The 22,578-nt window shown below is 72.1% G+C and carries 21 protein-coding genes and 1 pseudogene; 12 read left to right on the plus strand and 10 right to left on the minus strand.

What is annotated here, in order from left to right:
* The first annotated feature begins 145 nt into the window (after positions 1-145).
* The 6 genes from ACIQWG_RS32290 (at position 146) to ACIQWG_RS32315 (ending at position 6,618) form a co-directional block, all read left to right on the plus strand.
* Positions 146-1,141 carry a substrate-binding domain-containing protein gene (locus ACIQWG_RS32290; protein WP_404102108.1) on the plus strand — a complete coding sequence of 332 codons (996 nt, stop codon included), beginning with the start codon at positions 146-148 and terminating at the stop codon, positions 1,139-1,141.
* Positions 1,142-1,332: 191 nt separating this feature from the next.
* Positions 1,333-3,711: a nitrate- and nitrite sensing domain-containing protein gene (locus tag ACIQWG_RS32295; RefSeq protein WP_404102109.1), complete on the plus strand. Its 2,379-nt coding sequence runs from the start codon at positions 1,333-1,335 to the stop codon at positions 3,709-3,711.
* A gap of 11 nt (positions 3,712-3,722) precedes the next feature.
* Positions 3,723-4,142 (plus strand): roadblock/LC7 domain-containing protein, encoded by a 420-nt coding sequence (locus ACIQWG_RS32300; RefSeq protein WP_147997842.1) that lies wholly within the window; start codon positions 3,723-3,725, stop codon positions 4,140-4,142.
* Positions 4,123-4,503: a DUF742 domain-containing protein gene (locus ACIQWG_RS32305; RefSeq protein ID WP_404102111.1), complete on the plus strand. Its 381-nt coding sequence runs from the start codon at positions 4,123-4,125 to the stop codon at positions 4,501-4,503. The genes ACIQWG_RS32300 and ACIQWG_RS32305 overlap by 20 nt, the downstream gene beginning before the upstream one ends.
* Complete coding sequence (locus ACIQWG_RS32310; protein ID WP_404102113.1) at positions 4,490-5,077, plus strand: GTP-binding protein; 588 nt, start codon at positions 4,490-4,492, stop codon at positions 5,075-5,077. Before ACIQWG_RS32305 ends, ACIQWG_RS32310 begins: the two co-directional genes overlap by 14 nt.
* 161 nt (positions 5,078-5,238) lie before the next feature.
* Complete coding sequence (locus ACIQWG_RS32315) at positions 5,239-6,618, plus strand: glycoside hydrolase family 43 protein (protein ID WP_404102115.1); 1,380 nt, start codon at positions 5,239-5,241, stop codon at positions 6,616-6,618.
* Positions 6,619-6,676: 58 nt separating this feature from the next.
* Here the strand turns inward: ACIQWG_RS32315 and ACIQWG_RS32320 are convergent, their stop codons facing one another.
* Complete coding sequence (locus tag ACIQWG_RS32320) at positions 6,677-7,633, minus strand: ABC transporter substrate-binding protein (protein WP_404102116.1); 957 nt, start codon at positions 7,631-7,633, stop codon at positions 6,677-6,679.
* Positions 7,634-7,940: 307 nt separating this feature from the next.
* On the opposite strand from ACIQWG_RS32320, the gene ACIQWG_RS32325 reads away from it, so the two are divergent.
* From ACIQWG_RS32325 to ACIQWG_RS32340, 4 genes are read left to right on the plus strand one after another with little or no spacing between them, the layout of a single operon-like run.
* The gene (locus ACIQWG_RS32325; protein WP_404102118.1) at positions 7,941-10,460 is read left to right on the plus strand and encodes an ATP-binding protein; all 2,520 of its coding nucleotides are present in this window, start codon (positions 7,941-7,943) and stop codon (positions 10,458-10,460) included.
* Complete coding sequence (locus tag ACIQWG_RS32330; RefSeq protein ID WP_404102120.1) at positions 10,457-10,933, plus strand: roadblock/LC7 domain-containing protein; 477 nt, start codon at positions 10,457-10,459, stop codon at positions 10,931-10,933. The genes ACIQWG_RS32325 and ACIQWG_RS32330 overlap by 4 nt, the downstream gene beginning before the upstream one ends.
* Positions 10,934-10,950: 17 nt before the next feature.
* Complete coding sequence (locus ACIQWG_RS32335) at positions 10,951-11,376, plus strand: DUF742 domain-containing protein (protein ID WP_404102122.1); 426 nt, start codon at positions 10,951-10,953, stop codon at positions 11,374-11,376.
* 34 nt (positions 11,377-11,410) lie between these two features.
* Entirely contained in the window at positions 11,411-11,953 is a 543-nt protein-coding gene (locus ACIQWG_RS32340; protein ID WP_404102519.1) for a GTP-binding protein, read from the plus strand.
* A 208-nt stretch (positions 11,954-12,161) separates the two neighbouring features.
* Here the strand turns inward: ACIQWG_RS32340 and ACIQWG_RS32345 are convergent, their stop codons facing one another.
* The 6 genes and pseudogenes from ACIQWG_RS32345 to ACIQWG_RS32370 form a co-directional block, all read right to left on the minus strand.
* Positions 12,162-12,830: an ABC transporter permease gene (locus ACIQWG_RS32345; protein WP_404102124.1), complete on the minus strand. Its 669-nt coding sequence runs from the start codon at positions 12,828-12,830 to the stop codon at positions 12,162-12,164.
* Complete coding sequence (locus ACIQWG_RS32350) at positions 12,827-13,540, minus strand: ABC transporter permease (RefSeq protein WP_404102126.1); 714 nt, start codon at positions 13,538-13,540, stop codon at positions 12,827-12,829. The genes ACIQWG_RS32345 and ACIQWG_RS32350 overlap by 4 nt, the downstream gene beginning before the upstream one ends.
* On the minus strand, positions 13,537-14,688 hold the full coding sequence (locus ACIQWG_RS32355; protein WP_404102128.1) for an ABC transporter ATP-binding protein: 1,152 nt from the start codon (positions 14,686-14,688) through the stop codon (positions 13,537-13,539). The genes ACIQWG_RS32350 and ACIQWG_RS32355 overlap by 4 nt, the downstream gene beginning before the upstream one ends.
* Positions 14,689-14,839: 151 nt before the next feature.
* Positions 14,840-15,496 carry a methyltransferase domain-containing protein gene (locus tag ACIQWG_RS32360; RefSeq protein WP_404102521.1) on the minus strand — a complete coding sequence of 219 codons (657 nt, stop codon included), beginning with the start codon at positions 15,494-15,496 and terminating at the stop codon, positions 14,840-14,842.
* Positions 15,497-15,774: 278 nt separating this feature from the next.
* Complete coding sequence (locus ACIQWG_RS32365; RefSeq protein WP_404102129.1) at positions 15,775-16,386, minus strand: DUF2064 domain-containing protein; 612 nt, start codon at positions 16,384-16,386, stop codon at positions 15,775-15,777.
* Positions 16,387-16,589: 203 nt separating this feature from the next.
* A pseudogene (locus tag ACIQWG_RS32370) lies at positions 16,590-17,303 on the minus strand (glycosyltransferase family 2 protein); the annotation flags it as partial.
* Between the two features lie 103 nt (positions 17,304-17,406).
* Between ACIQWG_RS32370 and ACIQWG_RS32375 the strand changes: the two are divergent.
* Both ACIQWG_RS32375 and ACIQWG_RS32380 read left to right on the plus strand, forming a co-directional pair.
* Positions 17,407-18,159 carry a response regulator transcription factor gene (locus ACIQWG_RS32375; RefSeq protein WP_404102131.1) on the plus strand — a complete coding sequence of 251 codons (753 nt, stop codon included), beginning with the start codon at positions 17,407-17,409 and terminating at the stop codon, positions 18,157-18,159.
* Between the two features lie 2 nt (positions 18,160-18,161).
* Positions 18,162-19,274 (plus strand): sensor histidine kinase, encoded by a 1,113-nt coding sequence (locus tag ACIQWG_RS32380; protein WP_404102133.1) that lies wholly within the window; start codon positions 18,162-18,164, stop codon positions 19,272-19,274.
* Between the two features lie 30 nt (positions 19,275-19,304).
* Here ACIQWG_RS32380 and ACIQWG_RS32385 read toward each other — a convergent pair whose 3' ends face one another.
* The 3 genes from ACIQWG_RS32385 to ACIQWG_RS32395 are packed head-to-tail and all read right to left on the minus strand — an operon-like array spanning position 19,305 to position 22,535.
* A complete protein-coding gene (locus ACIQWG_RS32385; protein WP_404102135.1) occupies positions 19,305-20,315 on the minus strand; it encodes an NAD-dependent epimerase/dehydratase family protein in 1,011 nt (336 codons plus the stop codon).
* Between the two features lie 52 nt (positions 20,316-20,367).
* Positions 20,368-21,849 carry a sensor histidine kinase gene (locus tag ACIQWG_RS32390; RefSeq protein WP_404102137.1) on the minus strand — a complete coding sequence of 494 codons (1,482 nt, stop codon included), beginning with the start codon at positions 21,847-21,849 and terminating at the stop codon, positions 20,368-20,370.
* Positions 21,846-22,535, minus strand: coding sequence for a response regulator transcription factor (locus tag ACIQWG_RS32395; protein WP_404102139.1), 690 nt, complete (start codon positions 22,533-22,535; stop codon positions 21,846-21,848). Before ACIQWG_RS32395 ends, ACIQWG_RS32390 begins: the two co-directional genes overlap by 4 nt.
* Positions 22,536-22,578: the final 43 nt, after the last annotated feature.

Raw genomic sequence — 22,578 nt, forward strand, 5'->3', positions numbered from 1 at the left:
GGTTGCACACTTGACTACCGATGGTCACACGCGATTGGCTCCGCCGGAGCGAGAGTTCACCGGGCCGGCGAACTCCCCCGTTCGGTGCCGGCCGTACTCTCGTCCGTTCCTCAGGCTCGGCCGCACAGCGAGGTGCCGCACCCTCATGAAGACCCCACCCCCCTCCTCCACTCCCACTCGCGTCGCGGCCCTCGCGGCCGCCACCGGTCTGCTGCTGGCCGGCTGCTCCGGCGTCGGCGCGAGCGACGACGCGTCCGGCGCGGACACCGCGAGCGGCGCCCGGCTGAAGGTCGCCCTGATCACCCACGGCGGCGAGGGCGACGCCTTCTGGGAGCTGGTGCACAAGGGCGCCCAGGCCGCGGCCGCCAAGGACGACATCGATCTGACCTTCGCGAGCGACGACGACCCGGCGGGCCAGGCCGAGCTGATGCGGGACGCGATCCGGCAGAAGGTCGACGGCATCGCGGTGACCCTGGCCAAGCCGACGGCCATGGCCGGTCCCGTCGGCCAGGCCCGGACAGCCGGCATACCCGTGGTCGGCCTCAACTCAGGTATAGACGACTGGCGCTCCGCCGGACTCCTGGAGTACTTCGGCCAGGACGAGAGCGTCGCGGGCCGTGCCGTCGGGGACAAACTGGACGACCTCAAGGCCAAGCACACGCTGTGCGTGATCCACGAGCGCGGCAACGTCGCTCTGGAGGCGCGCTGCGCGGGCGTGAAGAAGGCGTTCGGCGGCGAGACGGACAACCTCTACGTGGACGGCACCGACATGGACGCGGTGACCGCGACCGTCGCCGCCCGGCTGACGCAGAACCCGGCCATCGACGAAGTCGTGACCAACGGCGCGCAGTTCGCCCTGGCCGCCGTGAAGTCGGTCGAGCAGGCCGGCGCCAAGGCCCACGTGGCGACCTTCGACCTGAACAAGGACCTGGTCAAAGCGGTGCAGGACGGGGACGTGCAGTTCGCGGTGGACCAGCAGCCGTATCTCCAGGGCTATCTCGCGGTGGACTCGCTCTGGCTCTACCGGAAGAACGGCAACACCCTCGGCGGAGGTGAGGCGCCCGTGCTCACCGGGCCCGCCTTCGTCACCAAGGCGAACATCGCGTCGGTCTCCCGGTTCGCCGCCAACGGGACCCGCTGACCGGACAGTTCTCCCGCCGGTGTCGCCAAAGATTCGGTCACGCGTGACGCGTACGCTCACTTGTACGGATAGCATCCTGCGCACCCCCCGTGACGTACCGGACACGCCGTCACCCCCGGCGCTCGTCCACCCGCCCCTTCCCGCCTCCGCGCTGCTCCCGCCCGCCCTCCGCTGATCGCCCAAGGACGACGATGTCTGAACGGACAGGTCCCCGGCGCCGCCTCGGCTCCATCCGTCTCTCCCTGATCCTGCTGGCGCTGGTGCCCAGCGTCACGCTCGCCGCCGTGTGGAGCGTGACGACGATCCAGATGTTCTCGGAGGGCCTGGGGCTGCGGTCGCAGACCGGCCTGAGCAGGTCGACCGGGGCCATGGGCACCGAGGCCACGCTCGCGCTCCAGCAGGAGCGCAGCTACTCCGCCGTATGGCTCGCCACGCGCCAGGATTCCGCGCGCAGCGCGCTGGACGCGCAGCGCGGCAAGACCGACAAGGCGGTCGCCAAGCTCCTGGCCCAGTCGGACAAGATCCAGCAGGCCCCTTCCCGGATCAAGGACCAGCTGTACTCGGTCGTCGCGTCCGCGAGCAGCCTGGAGTACTACCGGGGGCAGGTGGACAACCCCACGGACATCCCGGCGGCCCAGGCGCTCGGCCAGTACACCTCGATCATCGACGACCAGATCCACGCCTTCCAGGAGCTGTCCCAGGTCGACGACGGCGACCTCACCTCGCAGGCCGGTCCGCTCGTCTCGCTGGAGCACGCGGCGGAACTGGTCTCGCGGGAGGACGCGTTGCTGACGCTGGCCTCGCCGTCGCGGAGGATGGACGAGAAGACCTGGAACGAGTTCGCGGAGCTGGTGAACACCCGGCGCTGGCTGGTCGAGGACCAGATCCTCCCCTCGCTCGCGGGGAAGGCCAAGGCGGAGACCGAGCGGATCCTGGGCAGTTCGCAGTGGCGGACCCTGGAGTCCGTCGAGGACAAGGTGCTCGCGGCGCGAACGGCGGCCCGTGCGAACGGGGACATCACGGTCCCGGACGCGCAGAAGGAGTGGCGGGCCGCGCTGGTCAAGGTCTCCGACGAGTACGAGTTGCTGATCCGCAGGCAGACGAACGGGCTGCTGGAGCGCAGTGCCGACAACGCGAGCAATCTGCTGATCACCGCGGCCTCGCTGAGCGCCGGCGGACTGATCGCGCTGCTGCTGTGCGTCGGGATGTCCTGGCGGATCACCCGTTCGCTGTCCCGGCGGCTGCGCGGTCTGCGCGAGGCCACCCTCGGTCTCGCCCAGGAGCGGCTGCCCGACGTGGTGGCCCGGCTGGACCGGGGCGAGAAGGTCGACGTGGAGCTGGCGACGCCGCCGCTGGACTACGGCCATGACGAACTCGGCCAGGTGGCCGCGGCGTTCAACACCGCGCAGCGCACCGCCGTGCACACCGCCGTGGAACTCGCCGACACCCGGCGCGGCTTCCAGAAGATCATCCTGGGGATCGCGCGGCAGAGCCAGAACCTGGTCAACCTCCAGCTCACCAAGCTGGACGCGCTGGAACGCGCGCACCAGGACCCCGAGGTGCTCCGGGGCCTGTACGAACTGGACTCCACCGCCAGCCAGTTGCGCCGCTACGAGGAGAACCTCGTCATCATCAGCGGTGAGCGGCCGGGCCGCAGCTGGAGCGAGCCGGTCGCGCTGATCGACATCCTGCGCAGCGCGGTCGGCGAGGTCGCCGAGTACCAGCGGGTGGAGGTGCACACCGAGGAGGAGGTGCATCTCGCGCCGCCCGCGGTGGCCGACGTCATCCATCTGCTCGCCGAGCTGATCGAGAACGCCACGCTGTACTCCCCCGCCCCGGCGCCGGTCGGGGTGCGGGCCGCGATGGTGGCCAAGGGGCTGGCCGTGGAGGTCGAGGACCGCGGCCTCGGCATGTCCGACGAGGACTACGCCTCCTTCAACGCGCAGTTGGCCGAGCCCCCGCAGTTCGACGTGGTGGCGCTCGCCGACGACCTCAGGCTCGGCATGTTCGTGATCGGCCGGCTCGCCCGCCGGCACGGCATCGCGGTCACGCTGCGGTCCTCGCCGTACGGCGGCACGACGGCGATCGTGCTGATCCCGCACGACGTGGTGGTACGGGACGTCGCCGCGCCGGACCGGGAGGAGGTGGAGCACGCCGGGGCCGCCGAACCGGAGGAGCCGGTACGGGAGTCCCGCCCCGTCGTGCCGGCCCGTACCGCGACCGCGTCCACCGCCGGGCGGTCGGGCGGCGGAGGTCTCTCCCCGCTGCCGCGCCGGGTGCCGCAGACCAGCCTGGCGGCCGAGCTGCGCGAGGAGTCCACGCCCGCCGAACACAACGGCCACCCCGACGACTTCACCGCCGAGCAGGCGGCCTCCTCCCTGGCCGGTTTCCAGCGCGGCACGCTTCGGGCCCGCGACGACGCGGACGGCTCCGACGGCTCCGACGGCTCCGACGAGGCGACGCGGAACCCGCTCGGCACCGCGGACCATCAGGAACCCGCCGACCACGCCGCCGTCTCCTCCCCGGCCGCCGCTCCCACGTCCTCCACCCCGCCCGCCGACCGCTCATGAAGGACACCGCCATGACACGCCCCACCCCAGCCACGGACACCCAGCTCGACCAGTTGCTCACCGGACTCGTGGAGCGGGTCGCCGACGTCAACCACGCGGTGGTGCTCTCCGAGGACGGGCTCGTGGTGAGCAAGTCCACCGGGTTCCTGCGCGACGACGCCGAGCGGCTCGCGGCGACCGCGTCCGGCCTGATGAGCCTGAGCAAGGGCGTCAGCATGGACTTCCGGGGCGGACCGGTACGCCAGGCGCTGATCGAGATGGCCAACAGCTATCTGATCCTGACCTCCGCCGGGCCCGGCGCGCACCTGGTCGTCCTGACCAACCAGGGCGCCGACGTCGGGGTGGTGGCGTACCAGATGAACATGCTGGTGAAGAAGATCGGCGAGCACCTCTCGGCGGCACCACGGGCCCATGTCGGCCCTGGCGCGTGAGGTGGGCTCGGACGATCCGGCGGGTCGGCTGGTCCGTCCCTTCACGCTGACGGGGGGCCGGACCCGGCCCAGCCGTACCGACTTCACGCTGATCACGACCGTGACCGCGGTGGATCCGCCGCCCGAGCGGGCGCCCCGTCCGCAGCCCGAACAGGTACGGATCCTGCGGCGATGCGCCCGGCCGATCGCCGTGGCGGAGCTGGCGGCCCATCTCGACCTGCCGGTGAGCGTGGTCGCCATCATGCTCTGCGATCTGCTGGAGGCGGGCCTGATCAGCGTGCATCCGCCGCACCCCGTCACCCCCCGTAACCCGGACCCGGACCTGTTGCAGAAAGTGAGGGACGGCCTTGGCCGGCTCTGACACCACCGTGCAGGCGGTCGCGCCGCCCGACACGGTCAAGATCCTCATCGCCGGCGGCTTCGGCGTCGGCAAGACCACCATGGTCGGGTCGGTCAGCGAGATCGCCCCGCTGCGCACCGAGGAGCCGTTGACCGCCGCGGGCCTGGGCATCGACGACCTCGACGGCATCGAGCAGAAACGCGCCACGACCGTCGCTCTGGACTTCGGCCGGATCACCATCAGCCGGGAGCTGGTGCTGTATCTGTTCGGTACGCCCGGACAGCAGCGGTTCTGGTTCATGTGGAACGACCTGGCGATCGGCGCTCTGGGCGCGGTCGTCCTGGTGGACGTGCGCCGGCCGGAGTCCAGCTTCGCGGCGATCGACTTCTTCGAGCGCCGGGACATCCCCTTCGTGGTCGGCGTCAACGGCTTCCACGGCGAACATCCCTACCCGGCCGAGGACATCCGGGACGCCCTGGCCCTGCCGGAGCACGTACGGGTGCTGCTGTGCGACGCGCGGGAGCGCGAGTCGTGCCGGGACGTGCTGATCGCCCTGATCGACCAGCTGATCGCGGACGCCCGCGAGAAGGGTTGAGCCGCGCGCGGTAGCGGAGGGGTGGCGGGAATCCGCCAAGGATGCCCCTGTGATTGACGTGCCATCAACACTCTCCTACCTTCTGGTCGATTCGCCGAACTGCGTTCGGCATTTCGACCAACGAGCCGTCAGGGCAAGCCCCTCACCCCCAGGAGAGCCGCATGACGCACCCCTCCCGCAGACACTTCCTCGGCATGGCCGCGACCGTCCCGCTCGCCGCGACCGGCGCCCTCACCCTCGGCGCGGGGACGGCCCACGCCGCCGACTCGGCGTACGCGATGGTCTACTTCACCGAGTCCACCACCATGCTGGAGGCCGACTACAACCTCCACCTGGCCGTGAGCACCGACGGTCTGCGCTGGACCCCGCTGAACCAGAACAACCCCGTCGCCACCCCCACCCTCGGCGCCGGCGGTCTGCGTGACCCGTTCCTGCTGCGCAAGCAGGACGGCACGTTCGTCGTCATCGCGACCGACCTGAGCGGCACGGACTGGTCCCGCACCAGTGTGTACATCCATGTCTGGGACTCCACCGACCTGCGCACCTTCACCGGCTACCGGCTGCTGAAGCTGCACGACATGACCACCACGCACAGCTGGGCGCCGGAGGCCTACTGGGACGCCGCGCGCGGCCAGTACGGCATCCTCTACTCGTCGGTGAACAGCAGCGGCCACAACGTCATCATGGTCAGCTACACAACCGACTTCCGTACGACGACCAGCCCCCAGGTCTTCTTCGACCCCGGCTACGACGTCATCGACGGCAACCTCACCCTCGGCGTGAACGGCGTCAACCACCTCTACTTCAAGCGCGAGGGCACCCTGGTCGGGGCACGCTCGACCAGTCTGAACCCTGGCAGCTTCACCCCGTTCAGCACGGCCGTGAGCCACGGCGGCACCGAGGCGCCCACGGTGGTCCGAGCCCTGACCGGCAACACCTGGTACCTCTGGGGCGACACGTACACACCGAACGGCGTCTTCTACGTCTGGCAGACGAGCGACCTGGCCTCCGGCAGCTGGACGCCCCTGGACCAGAAGCTGTACACCCAGCCCCTCAATTCCAAGCACTGCGGCATCCACCCGATCACGTCGACCGAGTACGCCGACCTGACGGCCAAGTGGGGCACCCCCGCCTGGAACCGGCTCAAGTCGTACAACTACCCGGCCCGTTACGTCCGGCACAGCGGCTTCGCCGGCCGGATCGACGCGTACCCCTTCGACCCGTTCCCCGACTCGCAGTGGAAGCTGGTGCCGGGGCTCGCCGACGCCTCGGGCGTCTCGTTCCAGTCGGTCAACTACCCGACGCGGTACCTGCGGCACTACGACTACGCGCTGCGCCTGGACGAGAACGACGGCACGTCGACGTTCGCCGCCGACGCCACCTTCCACCGCACGGCCGGGCTCGCCGACGCCTCCTGGGCGTCGTTCCGCTCGTACAACAACCCCACGCGCTACATCAGGCACGCGAACTACGCCCTGCGCATCGATCCGGTCTCCACCACCACCGAACGCCAGGACGCCACCTTCCAGGTCGGCTACTGAACAGCACAGCGGGGTTGTGACGGACGCCCGTCACAACCCCGCGCGATCCTGTGCCGGGTCAGCTCAGGCCGGCCGACTTCAGCCAGGCCTCGGCCACGTCGAGCGGGTCCTTGTTCTCCAGCTGCACCTGGGAGTCCAGGTCGAGGAGCGCCTCGGTGTCCAGCTTGGCCGACACCGCGTTGAGCGCGGCCACGCCCTCCTTGGAGAGGCCGCTCTTGTAGACGAGCGGGGTCACGTTGGCGAAGCCGAAGAGGTTCTTCGGGTCCTTCAGGACGACGAAGCCCTCCTTGGTGATGGTCGGGTCCGTGGTGAAGATGTCCGCGGCCTGCACGGTGTTCTTCGCCAGCGCCGCCTGGGTCAGCGGACCGCCGGCGTCCAGCGCCTTGAACGACTTGAACTCCAGGCCGTACTCGGACTCCAGGCCCTTCAGGCCCTGGTGCCGGGTCTGGAACTCGGGCGAGCCGCCGATCACCAGCTCAGGAGCGGCGGCCTTGAGGTCCTCGAGCGTGGACTCGGAGGTCAGCTTGTACTTCTTCGCCGTCTCGGCGTTGATGCTGACGGAGTCCTTGTCCTCGGCCGGCGAGGACTCCAGCAGCGTGAGCTTGGCGTCCAGCTTGCCCTTCACCGCGGTGTTCACGGCGTCCGCCGTCTTCTGCACCGCCTTGGAGTCGAGGTAGGCGAGCAGCGAGCCGTTGTACTCCGGCAGGACGGTGACGGAGCCGTTCTTGAGCAGACCGTAGGTGGTCTCCCGGCTGCCGATGTTGTGCTTGTAGGTGACCTTGAGGCCCTTGGCCTTGAGCGCCTCGCCGTAGATGTCGGCGAGCAGGATGCTCTCGGGGAAGTTGTTCGAGCCGACGACGACGGTGTCGCCGCTCGCCCCGTCCCCGGCCAGAGGGTCGGACTTGTCGTCGGAGGAGGAACATCCCGCCAGCAGCGCCGCCGTGGCGGCGAGCGCGACGGCGGCCGCGCCGGGATGGTTCCTGAGGGACCTGCTGCTTGAAGGGGTGAAAGTCACGGTTCCCGTTCCGGGTTCAGGGGGGTGGCAGAGCTCTTTCACTGATCCAATCCAGCCGCTTCTCGGTCAGTCAAGACCGGCCAGGTCACCGATTGGCCTCGAAAAACGGAAGGTAACGGGCAGTTGCGCTCCGATGTGCAGGCGGGACGCTTGGGGTGCAGGGGGCTGTAACGGATTCTTGACGTACAGTTCCGGTCACGGCGTTCAAAGGACGGTACTGTCCCCGGACGAAGCCGTTCCATACCCGAACAACAGCGGTCACGTGAGACCTCGCGCGTTGTGCGACGCCCACGAAGGAGGCAACTCGGTGTCCACGAACGTGGAGGGCACGCCCCCCTCGGGTCGAATACGCGGTCGCGGTTTCGCCGACCGCCTGCCCTTCCGGCGCAAGCTCAATCTCCTCGTCCGGGTACCGCTGGCCGTGGTCGCGGTCCTGCTCGCCTATCTCATCGCCGACCAGACCGCGCAGTCGCGCGACGCCGCGGACGCCGCGCGGCTGGTCCGGGAGAGCGCCGAGGTCGCCACCCTCGCCGACCGGCTGGCCGCCGAGCACCAGCAGGCCGTGCTGCTCTCCGTACGGCACGAGGCCGCCGGCCGCGATGAACCCCCGACCGCCGCCTACCGCACCGCGCAGTCCATGGTGGACGCCCAGGTCCAACGGGTGCGCGACGCCTTCGGTGACCGGCTGCCGGAGACCGAGGCGCAGGCGCTCAAGGGCGTCGACGGCCTGAGCAGCCTGCGTGACACCATCGAGCAGGGCTATCTGCCGGCCAGCAACATCGACCCCGCCTACACGCACGCCGCCCAGCTGCTCATCGACGGCCTCGGCCTGGACCGCAACCCGGATCTGGCGACCGCCTTCACCGGCAACCTGCTCGACTCGCTGCTGCGCGCGGGCGCCGCCCACAGCGCCTTCGAGACCAGCGTCTTCTCCGCGTCCACCGGTGACTCCAACGCGCTGCTGGAGTTCATCGGCGCGATCGGCGCCTACGACGAGTACACCCGCCAGGCCGACCGTTTCGCCCGGTTCGCCACCGAGGCGCAGGCGGCCCAGCTCGCCGGAATCAAGTACACCGCGGCGCAGAGCGTCATCAGCCGGCAGTACGCCGACCTCCAGATCGACCCCGGCTCCGTGCAGGCCGGCTCGCGCACCGAGATCCGCAGGTCGCTCGCGGCGGCGCTGGACTCCTACGGCGCCTACCGCGACCAGGCGCGCACACGGCTGGCGATCACCACCTCGCTCATCCACCAGATCGCCGACCAGGCGGACAGCGCCTCCGACACGGCGGCTTGGCGGGCGGTCCTGCTGCTGGGCTGCGCGGTGCTCGGCTTCGCCGTCTGGCTGGTGCTTGCGATGCTGGTGCGCCGCTCGGTGGTACGCCCGGTCACGGCTCTCACGGATGCCGCGCGGCAGGTCGCCGTCGTCGCCGAGCGGGAACTGGCCCGGGTGGCCGACGACGACGCCGAGGACGACGGTCCGCCGCGGCTGCGCGAGATGCCGGTGACGGCGCGCGACGAAATCGGTGAACTCGCCGAGGCGTTCAACCAGGTGCAGACCACGGCGGCCGCGCTGCTGGAGCGGCAGGTGCTCAGCCGGCGCAACGTGGCCGAGATGTTCGGCAACGTGGGCCGCAGGGTCAGCAACCTGACGACACGTCAGCTGGCGCTGATCGACGCGGTGGAGCGCGGCGAGACCGACCCGGCCCTGCTGGAGCGTCTCTACTCCATCGACCACATCGCGGTCCGGCTGCGCCGCAACGCCGACAGTCTGATGCTGCTCGCCGGCATCCACGAGGCGGACCTCCACGCGGGGCCCACCTCGCTCACCAATGTCGTACGCGCCTCGCTCGGCCAGATCGAGGGCTACCGGCGCGTGGAGCTGCGCGCGCGGACCGAGGCCGTGGTGGAGCCCGAGGTCATCGGCGACCTGACGCTGATGATGGCCGAACTGCTGGAGAACGCGGTGTCGTTCTCGCCGGAGGGCAGTCCGGTCGAGGTGGCCGTGTCGGCCGCCGGCGACGACGCGGTGATCGTCGTCGCCGACCACGGCCTGGGCATGACCCCCGAGCGCCTCGACGAGGAGAACGCCCGCCTGATCCGCCGCGAGCGGCTGGACGTCGTCCCGACCAAGGTGCTGGGCCTGTTCGTCGTCGGCACGCTGGCGCGCCGCTGGGAGATCCGGGTCACGCTGTCACGCACCCCTGGCGGCGGTGTCACGGCCGAGGTGACGGTTCCGTCGTCGCTGCTGGTGACGGGGAGCACGACGGTGGGCACGGCCACGGCGGCGCTCGCCGCGGTGTCCGCCTCCCCGGGCGCCGGGGCGAAGGACCCGACGGCTGCTTCCGCCGAGCGGGCGGCCGTGGCCACCGGTCCGGTGCCGTCGCCCTCCGCGCCGGAGGGGCTCGTAGCGGTGAGCGAGGACGGAGCGCGGTCGCTGCCCCGCCGGGTGTCCCGTCGGGCGTCCGACGCCGACGACCCGTCCGCCGGCGATCACGCCCGCGCCGACCGGCCGGACCCGGCCGTGGCCGCGACCCGGCCCGCCGCGACGGCGTCCGCCGACGAGGCTCCCGGCGCCCGCCCCCTGCGTCGCCGTGTCCGGGGCGCGACCCTGCGCACGACCGGCGATGCCCCCGAACGGCAGGCCGCGTTGCGGCAGAGCGCCCCGGCCCTGGACGCGGAGGCGGTGCGGGCCACCCTCGACGAGTTCGAGGCGGCCGTGGAGCGCGCGCACCGCGACAGCCGACCCGGCGACGGAGAACACTCCGCCGCACCCGCGACCTCTCCCTCGCACGACCAGAACGACCTCCCGGAAGGAGCGCAGCAGTGAGCACGTCGACAGGTGGCACCCCGGCGGATGGCGCCACGCAGGCCGAACTGAAGGCCGCCGCAGCGGACTTCACCTGGCTGCTCAACCGCTTCGCGACCGAGACCGCCGGTGTCGTGGACGCCATCGCCGTCTCATCCGACGGACTGCTCATCGCCGTGTCCGAGCTGCGGGAACAGGCCGATTCCGAGCGGCTCGCCGCGATCGTCTCGGGCATCACCAGCCTCGCCGCCGGGGCCTCCGGCAACTACGGCCTCGGCGCCCTGAACAAGGTCATCATCGACCTGGACGGCGGCCATGTGCTGGTCTCCGCGATCGGCAGCGGCGCGGTGCTCGGCGTGGTCACCGACAAGGAGGCCAAGCTGGGCAACATCGCCTACGAGATGACCGTGTTCACCAACCGTGCCGGCAGCGCCCTCAGCCCGCAGCTGGTGCTGGAGCTGAAGAACAGCGTCGGCGCCGCCTCGGCCCGCTGAGCGGAACGGACGACGCCATGGCGGACGGCACCCCACCGCCGGACCGGAGCGGGCCGGACCCGGTCGGCCAGGCGGCCGCCGTACGGCCCTTCCTGCTCACGGCCGGCCGGGTGGCGGACGACGCCGACGGCAAGTCGCTGCCGGTCGAGAGCCAGGTGGTGGCCACCCCGGAGGGGATCGACGCGCTCGACCGGCTCTTCTTCGAGCAGCACGACATCGTCGCCGTGTGCCGGCTTCCGCAGTCCCTCGCGGAGATCGCTGCCCGGCTGCGGCTGCACCTGAACGTGGTGCGCGTCCTCGCCGAGGACCTGCGCGCCGCCGGCCAGTTGACGGTGCACGTGCCCGACTCCGGCGTCGTCCACGACGCATCCGTCCTGCGCAGGGTCATCGACGGCCTGCGTGCCATCCCCGACGCACGAGGGGCATTGAGTGACAGCGACTGAACCGGCCACCGTACGACCGCCGCTGCCGGTCAAGATGGTGATCTCGGGTGGCTTCGGTGTGGGCAAGACCACCGCCGTGGGCTCGATCTCCGAGATCGAGCCGCTGACCACCGAGGCCGCCATCACGGAGGTCGCGGCGGGCGTGGACGACCTCACGCACACCCCGGCCAAGACCACGACCACTGTGGCCATGGACTTCGGCTGCCTCACCATCGACCCGACGCTGAAGCTGTATCTGTTCGGCACGCCCGGCCAGGAGCGGTTCGGGTTCATGTGGGACGACATCGTCGAGGGCGCGGTCGGCGGTCTCGTCATCGTCGACACCCGGCGGCTGGACGACTGCTACGCCGCCGTCGACTACTTCGAGCACAAGGGCATCCCCTTCGCGGTGGCCGCCAACGCCTTCGACGGCGAGGTCGGGCACACGCTGGAGGAGATCCGCTGGGCGCTCGACGTGAGCGACGGCGTGCCGGTCGTGGTGTTCGACGCGCGGGAGACGGGTTCGGTGCGGGACGCTCTGCTGGTGGTGCTGGAGTTGGCCCTGGCGCGAGTCGCTCCGCCGGGCGCTCCGCGGTAGGTCTTGCCGGGCCAGGTCGTCGGTCGTCTGCGGGTGCGTCGTGGCTGGTCGCGCAGTTCCCCGCGCCCCTAAGTGGGACAACGCACCCCGGGCTCAAGAGGATCTGGACGCCCGCTAACCGTCGGTCGTCTGCGGGTGCGTCGGGGCTGGTCGCGCCGTTCCCCGCGCCCCTGGGTGGGCCCACGCATCCCGCGAGCAGGCGCGCTGCCTAGCTGCGCCTGCGTACCCCCGGTGATACCGCGAAGCGGCCCGCTGCCCAGAAGACTGCCAGGGTTACCAGGGCCAGTCCGGCGACCAGGGTTGCGCCTCCCACGACCTTCTCGTAGTTGCGTTGGTAGAGACCGTCGACGATGTAGCGGCCCAGTCCGCCCAGGGCGACGTATGCCGCGATGGTCGCCGTCGAGACGATCTGGATGGCCGCCGAGCGCAGGCCGCTGAGGATCAGAGGGAGCGCCGCGGGGACCTCGACCTGGAAGAGGACGCCGATCTCGCTCATGCCCATGCCCCGGGCGGCGTCCACCGGAGACGGGTCGACGGAGCGCATCGCCTCGTAGGTGGTGACGAGGATCGGCGGGACGGCGAGGATGACCAGCGGGGTCATCACGTTCACCATGCCGAAGCCGACGAGCAGCGTCATCAGCACCAGCAGGCCGAAGGTGGGCAGGGCCCGCCCGGCGACCGCGATCAGGGCGAGGGCGTTGCCGCCGCGCCCGTAGTGGCCGGTGATCAGACCGACCGGCAGGGCGATGAGGGCGGCGATGCCGAGCGCCTGGAGGGTGTACTGGATGTGCTCGAACATCCGCGTGGGGATGCCGTCGTAGCCGTTCCAGTGCGCGCTGTCCCGGAAGAAGTCACTGATGAAGCTGAGCAGGTTCACCGGGCTGCGTCCTCCAGGGCGGCCGCGGCCGCGTCGGGCCGGTCGGCCTTGGGTGTCGTATGGGCCCGGCGCGGCATCCAGGGCGTCAGCAGCGTGCGTACGACGACCAGCAGGGCGTCGGCGAGGATCGCCAGGACGGCCATGGTGAGCACGGCGTTCATCGCGAGTTCGGGCCGGTTGTAGATGTTGGCGTCGTTGATCAGATTGCCGAGGGCGCCCTGGTTGCCGATCAGCGCGCCGACGCTGACGAGGCTGATGCTGGACACCGTCGCCACCCGCAGCCCGGCGATGATCGCGGGCACGGCGATCGGCAACTGCACCTGGAGATAACGGCGTACGGGACCGAAGCCCATGGCCTTCGCGGCGGCGAGGGTCTCCTGGGGGACCGAGCGGACGCCGTCCACGATCGCGGGGACCAGGACGACGAGGCTGTAGACGGTGAGCGGGATCATCACCGTGAGCTCGGTCTGGCCGGTGTAGTCGATGAGGAGGACGAAGAAGGCCAGCGAGGGGATGGCGTACAGCACGGTCGTCACCCACAGCACTGGCGGGTACAGCCAGCGGAACCGCACGCACAGCTGGGCCAGCGGCAGCGAGACCACCAGTCCGGCCAGCACCGGCAGCAGGGCCTCGCGCAGATGCAGGCCGATCAGCCCGAGCCAGCTGTGCTGGAGGTCGCTGGGGATGTCGAAGAAACGGTCCCAGTTCATCCGGCGACCTTCACGTCCGTACGGCCCTCGTCCCGTCCGTCGGTGTCCCGTCTCTCGGCGTGGGCACCGCGGATGGCCTCGCCGATGGTCTGCTGCGAGACGACCCCGGCGGCCCGGCCCTCGGTGTCCACGGCGACCGCCCATCCGGTGGGCGAGAGCACCGCGCAGTCGAGGGCGGCCCGCAGCGAGTCCGTACCGGCCACGAACGGCCGCCCGTACGGCAGCAGTCGCGCGGTCTCGATCGCCCCGGCGGTGAGATCGCCCGGCTCGCCCCAGCCGAGGGGCTTGCCGTCCGCGTCGGTGACCAGGAGGTACGGGACGTCTCCCGCGCCGGCGATCTGCTCCGCGGTGGCGTCGACGGCGACGATCGGCTCGGTCAGCAACTCCAGGCCCGTCGAGGGGAAGAAGGACAGCCGCCGGATGCCGCGGTCGGCGCCGAGGAAGTCCTCCACGAACGCGTCGGCGGGGTGCGAGAGCAGTTCGGCGGGCGGCGCGAACTGGGCGAGGTGGCCGCCGGTGCGCATCACGGCGACCATGGTGCCGAGCTTGACGGCCTCGTCGATGTCATGGGTGACGAAGACGATGGTCTTGCCCAGTTCCTCCTGGATGCGCAGGAGTTCGTCCTGGAGCCCCTTGCGGACGACGGGGTCGACGGCCGAGAACGGCTCGTCCATCAGCAGCACCGGCGGATCCGCCGCGAGCGCCCGCGCGACGCCGACGCGCTGCTGCTGGCCACCGGAGAGCTGGTACGGGTACCGCTTGGCGAGCGCCCCGTCGAGGCCGACCCGTTCCATCAGCTCCCGCGCCCGTGCCCGGGACTTCTCCTTGCCCCAGCCCAGCAGGCGGGGCACGGTGGCGATGTTGTCGAGGATCGTGCGGTGCTGGAAGAGACCGGCGTTCTGGATGACGTATCCCATGGACCGGCGCAGGGTGTTGACGGGCTGCTGCTGTATGTCCACGCCGTCGAGGAGGATGGTGCCCTCGCTGGGCTCGACCATCCGGTTGATCATCCGCAGCGTGGTCGTCTTCCCACAGCCCGAGGGCCCCACGAGAACGGTGATCGAGCGGTCGGGTATCTCCAGCGAGAGCTGGTCGACCGCCACCGTACCGTCCGGGTACCGCTTGGTGACTGAATCTATCCGTATCAAAACGCCGAATACCCTTCGGGTCTGGCAGGTTTCGCCCGCTTTTGACCACGGGCGCCGGGCCGTTGACGCCCGAGTCTAGACGCCTTGTGTTGCGGCGCTCCTGCCGGTGTGTGACACGTGCGGCCTGCCCGACCTGTGCGTCCGTCGATTCTCAGCCGGTGCGCAGGGCCGCGAAGGAGCGGCCGCCGGTCGCCCAGAGCTCGACGGCACGCCAGCCAGCGGGTTCCGCGTACCGCAGCAGGGCGGGGGTGCCGAGGCGGGCCCAGGGGAAGGGGGTGCCGGTGGTGCCGTGGGCGTCGGTGACGTGCACCTCGACGCGCTCGTCGAGATCCGCGTCCGGCACCGTCTCGACGATCAACAGGCCCCCAGGAGCGAGGAGTTGGGCCAGCCGGTCGAGCAGGGCCGCCGGGTCGCCGCCGATGCCGACGTTACCGTCGATGAGCAGCGCGGTGCCCCAGCGGCCCTCGCCGGGGAGCGGTTCGAAGACCGAGCGGCGCAGCGCCGGCCCGCCGAGCCGCTGGGTGCGGGCCACGGCCGCCGCGCTGACGTCGACGCCGAGCACCCGTCGCCCCTGCCGGCCCAGCTCCGCCACCAGCCGCCCCGGCCCGCATCCGACGTCGAGCACCACGCCCTCGCACCGCCGCAGCACCTCCAGGTCCGCGGCGTCGGCGTTCGCGCACCAGCGCTCCACGTCCAGCGGCAGCAGCCAGCCGTCGGTCCGGCGCAGGAACAGCGGGCCCTGGCCGGTGCGCAGGGCGTCGGTGTACGGGTCGGCGGACCAGGTCCTGCTGTCGCCGGCGGCGGCCACGGCGCGAAGGGCGGTGCCGTCCGCGCCCGGGGCGAGCGTGACGGCGTCGGCGGGCGACCGTGGGGGGCGGATGTCGATGCCGGTCGCCGGGCGGGCGGAGTCGTGGGGCGCGAGGCCGAGTCCGGCGCGGATCAGGGCCACCGCGCCGCGTCGCACACTCGGATCGCCGTCGCCGTGGAAGCTCTCACCCTCCTCCCCCGCGCGCTCGTGGGAGTGTCGCTCCCCGTCCGGGGCCTCCCGGAGGGCCATGTGGGCGGACATCATGTCGCGTACGCCGCTCATCGGCCCGCCTCCGTGGTCAGCCGCGCCAGCGCCTTCGCGAAACGCCCGCCCGGGGCGCCCTCGGCGACCAGTCCGGCGTCGTACGCCGTGTCGACGTCCCGCAGACACGGCAGGTCCCGCACCCGCAGGTCCGCCAGCCGGGCGCGCTGTGCGGCGCCGGTGTGCGCCGTCGACATCGGGACGCCCCGCAGCCGTGCCGGGTCGGGTTCGGCCAGGCCCAGCGCCCAGAAGCCGCCGTCCTCGGCCGGGCCGAAGAAGGCGTCGTGCCCGTCCCAGTCCACCGTCAGCAGGTCCGGCGTCACCTGCGGGGTGTCCATGCCGATGAGCAGCGTCGGGCCGGCGCAGCCCGCGAACGCCTCGGCGAGCCGTTCGTCGAGGCCGCCCGCGCACTGCGGTACCACCTCGAACCCGGCCGGCAGCCAGGGGCCCGGTGTGCCGTCCAGCACCAGCACCCGGCGCCGCGCGGGTGTCCGCGCGACGGCGTCCAGGGTGTCCGCGAGGGACGCCTCGGCGAGCGCCGCGGCCTCCTCCGGGGTGAACGGCGGTGTCAGTCTGGTCTTCACCCGGCCCGGTCGGGGCTCCTTGGCGATGACGAGGAGCGTGGTCACGGGCGGATCCCCTTCCGGGCGGAGGTGTCCTGCCGGGCGCCGGGACGGTCGGCGTGCTCGGCCTCCGTACGGACGGCGAGCGCTATGGCGGGGCCCTCGCCCCTTCCGGACTCGGGCTCCCTACGGACGCCGTTCCTCGGTCCGCCGCCGTCGGCCGTCCCGGTGCCCAGTGCCTCGCGCGTCCCGGCCGCCGGCCGCCCCGTCGGCGCACGCCCGTCGCCGTCCGCCAGCACCCGGCTCATGTCTCGTACCGCCTGCCAGGTCCCGCGCCAGGTGCCCGTCACCTTCGAGACGCCCGTGCGCGGCAGGTAGGGCACCTCGTACTCGGCGATCCGCCAGCCGGCGTCGGCGGCGCGGACGACCATCTGGAGCGGGTAGCCGCTGCGGCGGTCCGTCAGTTCGAGGTCGAGCAGGGGCTCGCGGCGGGCGGCGCGCAGCGGCCCGAGGTCGTGCAGGCGCAGGCCGGTGCGGCGGTGCAGGAGCCGGGTGAGCGCGAGGTTGCCGGCGCGGGCGTGCAGCGGCCAGGCGCCGCGGGTGCCGGGGCGGCGCCGGCCCAGGACCAGGTCGGCCTCGCCCGCGGCGATCCGCTGGACGAAGGGCACGAGGTCGCCCGGGTCGAGGGTGGCGTCGCAGTCGCAGAAGCAGACGATGTCGGCCGTGGCGGCGGTCAGCCCGGCGTGGCAGGCGGCGCCGAAGCCGCGCCGCTCCTCGTGGACGACGGTCGCGCCGAGCGCCCGCGCGACGGCGGCCGAACCGTCCGTGGAGCCGTTGTCGACCACGAGCGCCCGCCAGCCGGGCGGGATGCGTTCCAGCACCCAGGGCAGGGCCTCGGCCTCGTCGAGACAGGGGAGCACGACGTCGACGGACGCCGCGCGGGGCGCGTTCGTTGCTGGGGATGGGGTCGTCACGGCTCTCACCCTACGAGCGAGAATCGGACATATCGGTCAGCGTCTTCTTACGAAACAAGGACGTCGCGCCCCCACGGCGACGCACGCGCGCGCGGGGTGCGAGGCTTGCGGCATGGAGCAGCAACAGCCGTACCCGCAGGCCGGCGCCCGGGTCCTGGTCGTCGACGACGACCCCACCGTCGCGGAGGTCGTCTCCGGGTACCTCGACCGCGCCGGCTACGTCGTGGACCGCGCCGGCGACGGCCCCGACGCCCTCGCCCGGGCCGCCGCGCACCGGCCCGACCTCGTCGTGCTGGACCTGATGCTGCCCGGCATGGACGGCCTGGAGGTGTGCCGCCGGATCCGCGGCGAAGCCCCCGTGCCGGTCATCATGCTCACCGCGCGCGGCGACGAGGACGACCGCATCCTCGGTCTGGAGGTCGGCGCCGACGACTACGTCACCAAGCCCTTCAGCCCCCGCGAACTCGTCCTGCGCGTCCAGTCGGTGCTACGCCGCACCCGCCCCGCCCGAGTGGACGGCACCCCCGAGGGCCGGTCGTCCGGCATGCTCCGCGCGGCCGGGCTCGCGGTCGACCCGGCGGCCCGTCGCGCCCTGAAGGGCGACGCCGAACTCGCCCTCACCATCCGGGAGTTCGACCTCCTCGCCTTCTTCCTGCGGCACCCCGGCCGGGTCTTCAGCCGGGAGGACCTGATGCGCGAGGTGTGGGGCTGGGACTTCGGCGATCTGTCGACCGTCACGGTCCATGTCCGCAGGCTGCGCGGGAAGGTGGAGGACGACCCGGCCAGGCCACGGCTGATCCAGACCGTGTGGGGTGTCGGCTACCGCTTCGACGCCCCCGGCCCTTCCCCCGACCCGGAGGCCTGACCGTGCGCGACACCCTCCTCATCGCCCTCTTCGCCTTCCTCGGGGCCGTCGCGGCCGGACTGCTCGGCGCGGGCGCGCTGCGGGTGATCCGGCGCCGCTCCCTGATCGCGCACCTCACCGTGGTCGCGGGCGTCGGCGTCACCGCCATGCTCGCGGGCACGCTCGTGGTCGCCCAGGCGATGTTCCTGTCCGGGCACGACCTGCGGGTCGTCACGATGGTGGTCGCCATGGCCGCCGTGGTCTCCCTGGCCACCGCGCTGCTGCTCGGCCGCTGGGTCGCCGCCCGCAGCCACGCGCTCGCCCTCGCCGCCCGCTCCTTCGGCGACGGCGGCAGCTTCACCACTCCGGACGGTCCCGCCACGGCCGAACTCGCGGCGCTGAGCCGCGAGTTGGAGGCGACCAGCGTGAAACTGGCCGAGTCCCGCGAGCGGGAGCGGGCCCTGGAGTCGTCCCGGCGTGAACTCGTGGCCTGGATCTCCCACGATCTGCGCACTCCGCTGGCCGGGCTGCGCGCCATGGCCGAGGCCCTGGAGGACGGGGTGGCCGCCGACCCCGACCGCTATCTCAAGCAGATCCGGATGGAGGTCGAGCGCCTCAACGGCATGGTCGGCGACCTGTTCGAGCTCTCCCGCATACATGCCGGCGCCCTCACCCTCTCGCTCGCCCGGATGTCCCTGTACGACCTCGTCGGCGACGCCCTCTCCGGGGCGGACGCGCTGGCCCGCGAGCAGGGCGTCCGGCTGGTCGGCGAACGGGTCGAGGGCGTGCCGGTGGAGGTGGACGGCAAGGAGATGAGCCGCGTCCTGGGCAATCTGCTGGTCAACGCCATCCGGCGGACCCCGGCCGACGGCACCGTCGCGGTCGCCGCCGAACGCTCGCCGGACGGGGTGGTGCTGTCCGTGACCGACGGCTGCGGCGGCATTCCGGAGGAGGACCTGCCGCGCGTCTTCGAAACGGGCTGGCGCGGTACGCACGCCCGTACGCCCCCGGCCGGCGCCGGGCTGGGCCTCGCGATCGTGCGGGGCATCGTGGAGGCCCATCAGGGGCGGGCCTCCGTACGGAACGTCCCCGGTGGCTGTCGCTTCGAGGTGGTGCTGCCCGCCGCCGCTTCCTGAATGCGGGCAGCACCACCGGTTCGAGGCAGGCTACGCCGTGCGCATGCCCGCTTCGGCGAACTCCCGCATTCCGTCCTGGAAGCCGACGACCGGCTTCCAGCCCAACTCCGCGCGCAGCCGGGAGGAGTCCGCCGTGATGTGCCGTACGTCGCCGAGCCGGTACTGACCGGTCACGACCGGCTCGGGACCGCCGTACGCCCGCGCGAGCGCGTCGGCCATCTCGCCGACGGTGTGCGGGTCGCCGCTGCCGGTGTTGTACGCGGTGAGCGCGCCCTCGGCCACGGCCGCCGAACCCGCCTCCAGCGCGGCCACGTTGGCGGCGGCCACGTCCCGTACGTGGACGAAGTCCCGCCGCTGCCGGCCGTCCTCGTAGACCCGCGGTGCCTCGCCGCGCGCGAGGGCCGAGCGGAAGAAGGAGGCGACGCCGGCGTAGGGGGTGTCGCGGGGCATGCCGGGTCCGTACACGTTGTGGTAGCGCAGCGACACGGCCGTGCCGTCGGTCGCGCGGGCCCACGCCGCCGCGAGGTGTTCCTGGGCGAGCTTGGTCGTCGCGTACACGTTGCGCGGGTCGACCGGGGCGTCCTCGGCGACCAGTCCGGGCGCGAGGTCGGCGCCGCACACCGGGCACGGCGGCTCGAACCGGCCGGCGTCCAGATCGGCGACGGCTCGGGGGCCCGGCCGTACGACGCCGTGCCGCTCGCACGCGTAGCGGCCCTCGCCGTACACCACCATCGACCCGGCCAGCACGAGCCGCCGCACGCCCGCGTCGGCCATGGCGGTGAGCAGCACGGCCGTGCCGAGGTCGTTGCGGGAGACGTACTCGGCGGCGTCGCGGAAGCCGGTGCCGAGGCCGACCATCGCCGCCTGGTGGCTGACGGCGTCGACGCCGGTCAGGGCACGGCGGACGGCGTCGGCGTCCCGTACGTCCGCGGCGGGGTCGGTGCGGACGTCGTACACCACGGGCTCGTGCCCGTGCGCCACGAGCGCCTCTACGACATGGGACCCGATGAACCCGGCACCGCCGGTGACCAGTACGCGCATGCCCTCACGCTAGGGCCGCGAGCGGCGCTTCGGCCGCTCGGTGCCGGGCATGTCACGGGACCGTAAGTGTTTCCCCCGCGGCGTCCCCGCCCGCCCCGGCCGCTGTCAGCGGGATCGTCACCGTGAACACCGTCGCCCCCGGCTCGCTGGTCAGGTCGATCCGGCCGCCGTGCGCCCGTACCAGCGACTGCGCGACCGCCAGTCCCAGTCCGCTGCCGCCCCGGTCCCGGCTGCGGGCCTTGTCGACGCGGTAGAAGCGGTCGAAGACGCGTTCCCGGTCGCCGGGCGGGATGCCGGGGCCCCGGTCGGCTATCCGGACCTGGGCCGTGCCGGCCGTCACCGACACCGCCACGGACACCTCGGTGCCGGCGGGGGTGTGCATCGCCGCGTTGGTCATCAGGTTGTCGAGGACCTGGCGGATGCGCTGGGGGTCCAGGCGCAGTCGCAGGGAGCCGGGCCCGGGGGCCACCGTCAGGGCATGGCCGCCGTGCGTGACCCGGAACGCGTCCGCCGCCTGCTCGACCAGGTCCACCAGGTCCGCCTCCTGCGGTCGCAGCGGCGTCTCGACGTCGGCGGCGTCCAGGCGGGCGAGCAGCAGCAGGTCGTCGAGGAGGAAGCCCATGCGCGCGGCCTCGGCGCGCAGCCGGGCCAGGTGCCGGTCGCGTTCCTCGGGGGCGTTGGCGGCCGCGTACTGGAAGAGGTCGGCGTACCCGCGCACCGACATCAGCGGCGTCCGCAGCTCGTGCGAGGCGTCCGCCACGAAGCGGCGCAGCCGCTGTTCCGCCTCCGCGCGCACGGCGAGGGAGTCGTCGATGTGTTCCAGCATCGTGTTGAACGCGGTGCGCAGCTCCTCCACCTCGGGTCCGCCGCCGCGCCCGTCGTGCCGCACCGGCAGCCGGCCGGAGTCGGTGAGGTCGTGCGAGGTGATGCCGCGGGCGGTGTGCGCCATGTCGCTGAGCGGCTTCAGGCCCCGCCGCAGCATCCCGCGCCCGAGCACCACGAGGGCCAGCAGCGCGAGCCCGAAGGCGACGGCCTGGATGGTGACCAGCTGGCCGACGGTGTCCTCGATGTCCTCCATGGGCGCGGCGCTGACCAGCACCACCCCGGGCTCGACCTCGCAGGCACGCAGCCGGTACTCGCCCGCGCCCCGGAGGTGCTCGGTGCGCAGCACCTCGGTGGCCGAGGTGGTCTGCGCGCGGGCCAGGGAGGTGAAGTCGTCCACGTCCGCGGGCAGGTCGGCGGGGTCCTCGGGCCGGCGGAGCACGGGCTTGCCGTCCGACACGTCGTACACGGCGTAGAACCAGCTGTAGTACTTCTTGCCGGAGAGCGTGCCGTAGTCCGCGATGGACTTGGACTGGGCGATCTGGCCCTGCGCGAGCTGGGTGTCGAGCTGGGCGGACAGGTAGTCGCGCATGTACGTCGTCAGCGCGGTGCCGACGACCGCGAACACCACCAGGGACAGCACGCCGAGGCCCAGCGCCAGCCGGGTCCCGAGCCGCATCCCGCGATACGCCCGCCGCAACCGCCCGCTCACTCCGCCGCCTGCCGGATCACGTACCCGAAGCCGCGCACGGTGTGGATCAGCGGGGCGCCGCTGTCGTCGAGCTTGCGGCGCAGCCGGCTGACGACCAGCTCGACGACGTTCGAGCGGCCGCCGAAGCCGTACTCCCAGACATGGTCGAGGATCTGCGCCTTGGTGAGCACGGTCGGCGACTTGCGCATCAGATAGCGCAGCACTTCGTACTCGGTGGGCGTGAGGGTGAGCAGCTTGTCGCCGCGGCGGACCTCGCGGGTGTCCTCGTCCATCGTCAGGTCGGTCACCCGAAGGACGGAACGCTGGAAGCCGGGTCCGGCGCTGCGCCGCAGCACGGTCCGCAGCCGGGCCATCAGCTCCTCCACGGCGAACGGTTTGACCAGGTAGTCGTCGCCGCCGCGGGTCAGCCCGGCGACCCGGTCGGCGACCCCGTCGCGGGCGGTGAGGAACACCACGGGCACCATCGCGCCGGCGCCGCGCAGCCGGTCCAGGACGCCGAAGCCGTCCACGTCGGGCAGCATCAGGTCCAGCACCACGATGTCCGGGTGGAACTCGGCGGCCAGCCGCAGCGCCTCCTCGCCGGAGTTCGCGGTGACCGCCTCCCAGCCCTCGTAGCGGGCGACCGTCGCGACGAGGTCGGCGATGGGCGGGTCGTCGTCCACGACCAGCAGGCGTACTTTCTCCACCCGTTCATAGTGCGGTACCGGGCACCGGTCCTATGAGGGGGGT

Source organism: Streptomyces sp. NPDC098781 (assembly GCF_044759995.1).
Classification (GTDB): domain Bacteria; phylum Actinomycetota; class Actinomycetes; order Streptomycetales; family Streptomycetaceae; genus Streptomyces.

Bases quoted from the DNA above. Each gene is read 5' to 3' on its own strand.
- ACIQWG_RS32290 (WP_404102108.1), top strand. From the start codon at position 146: ATGAAGACCCCACCCCCCTCCTCCACTCCCACTCGCGTCGCGGCCCTC.
- ACIQWG_RS32295 (WP_404102109.1), top strand. From the start codon at position 1,333: ATGTCTGAACGGACAGGTCCCCGGCGCCGCCTCGGCTCCATCCGTCTC.
- ACIQWG_RS32300 (WP_147997842.1), top strand. From the start codon at position 3,723: ATGACACGCCCCACCCCAGCCACGGACACCCAGCTCGACCAGTTGCTC.
- ACIQWG_RS32305 (WP_404102111.1), top strand. From the start codon at position 4,123: ATGTCGGCCCTGGCGCGTGAGGTGGGCTCGGACGATCCGGCGGGTCGG.
- ACIQWG_RS32315 (WP_404102115.1), top strand. From the start codon at position 5,239: ATGACGCACCCCTCCCGCAGACACTTCCTCGGCATGGCCGCGACCGTC.
- ACIQWG_RS32335 (WP_404102122.1), top strand. From the start codon at position 10,951: ATGGCGGACGGCACCCCACCGCCGGACCGGAGCGGGCCGGACCCGGTC.
- ACIQWG_RS32340 (WP_404102519.1), top strand. From the start codon at position 11,411: ATGGTGATCTCGGGTGGCTTCGGTGTGGGCAAGACCACCGCCGTGGGC.
- ACIQWG_RS32350 (WP_404102126.1), bottom strand. From the start codon at position 13,540: ATGAACTGGGACCGTTTCTTCGACATCCCCAGCGACCTCCAGCACAGC.
- ACIQWG_RS32375 (WP_404102131.1), top strand. From the start codon at position 17,407: ATGGAGCAGCAACAGCCGTACCCGCAGGCCGGCGCCCGGGTCCTGGTC.
- ACIQWG_RS32385 (WP_404102135.1), bottom strand. From the start codon at position 20,315: ATGCGCGTACTGGTCACCGGCGGTGCCGGGTTCATCGGGTCCCATGTC.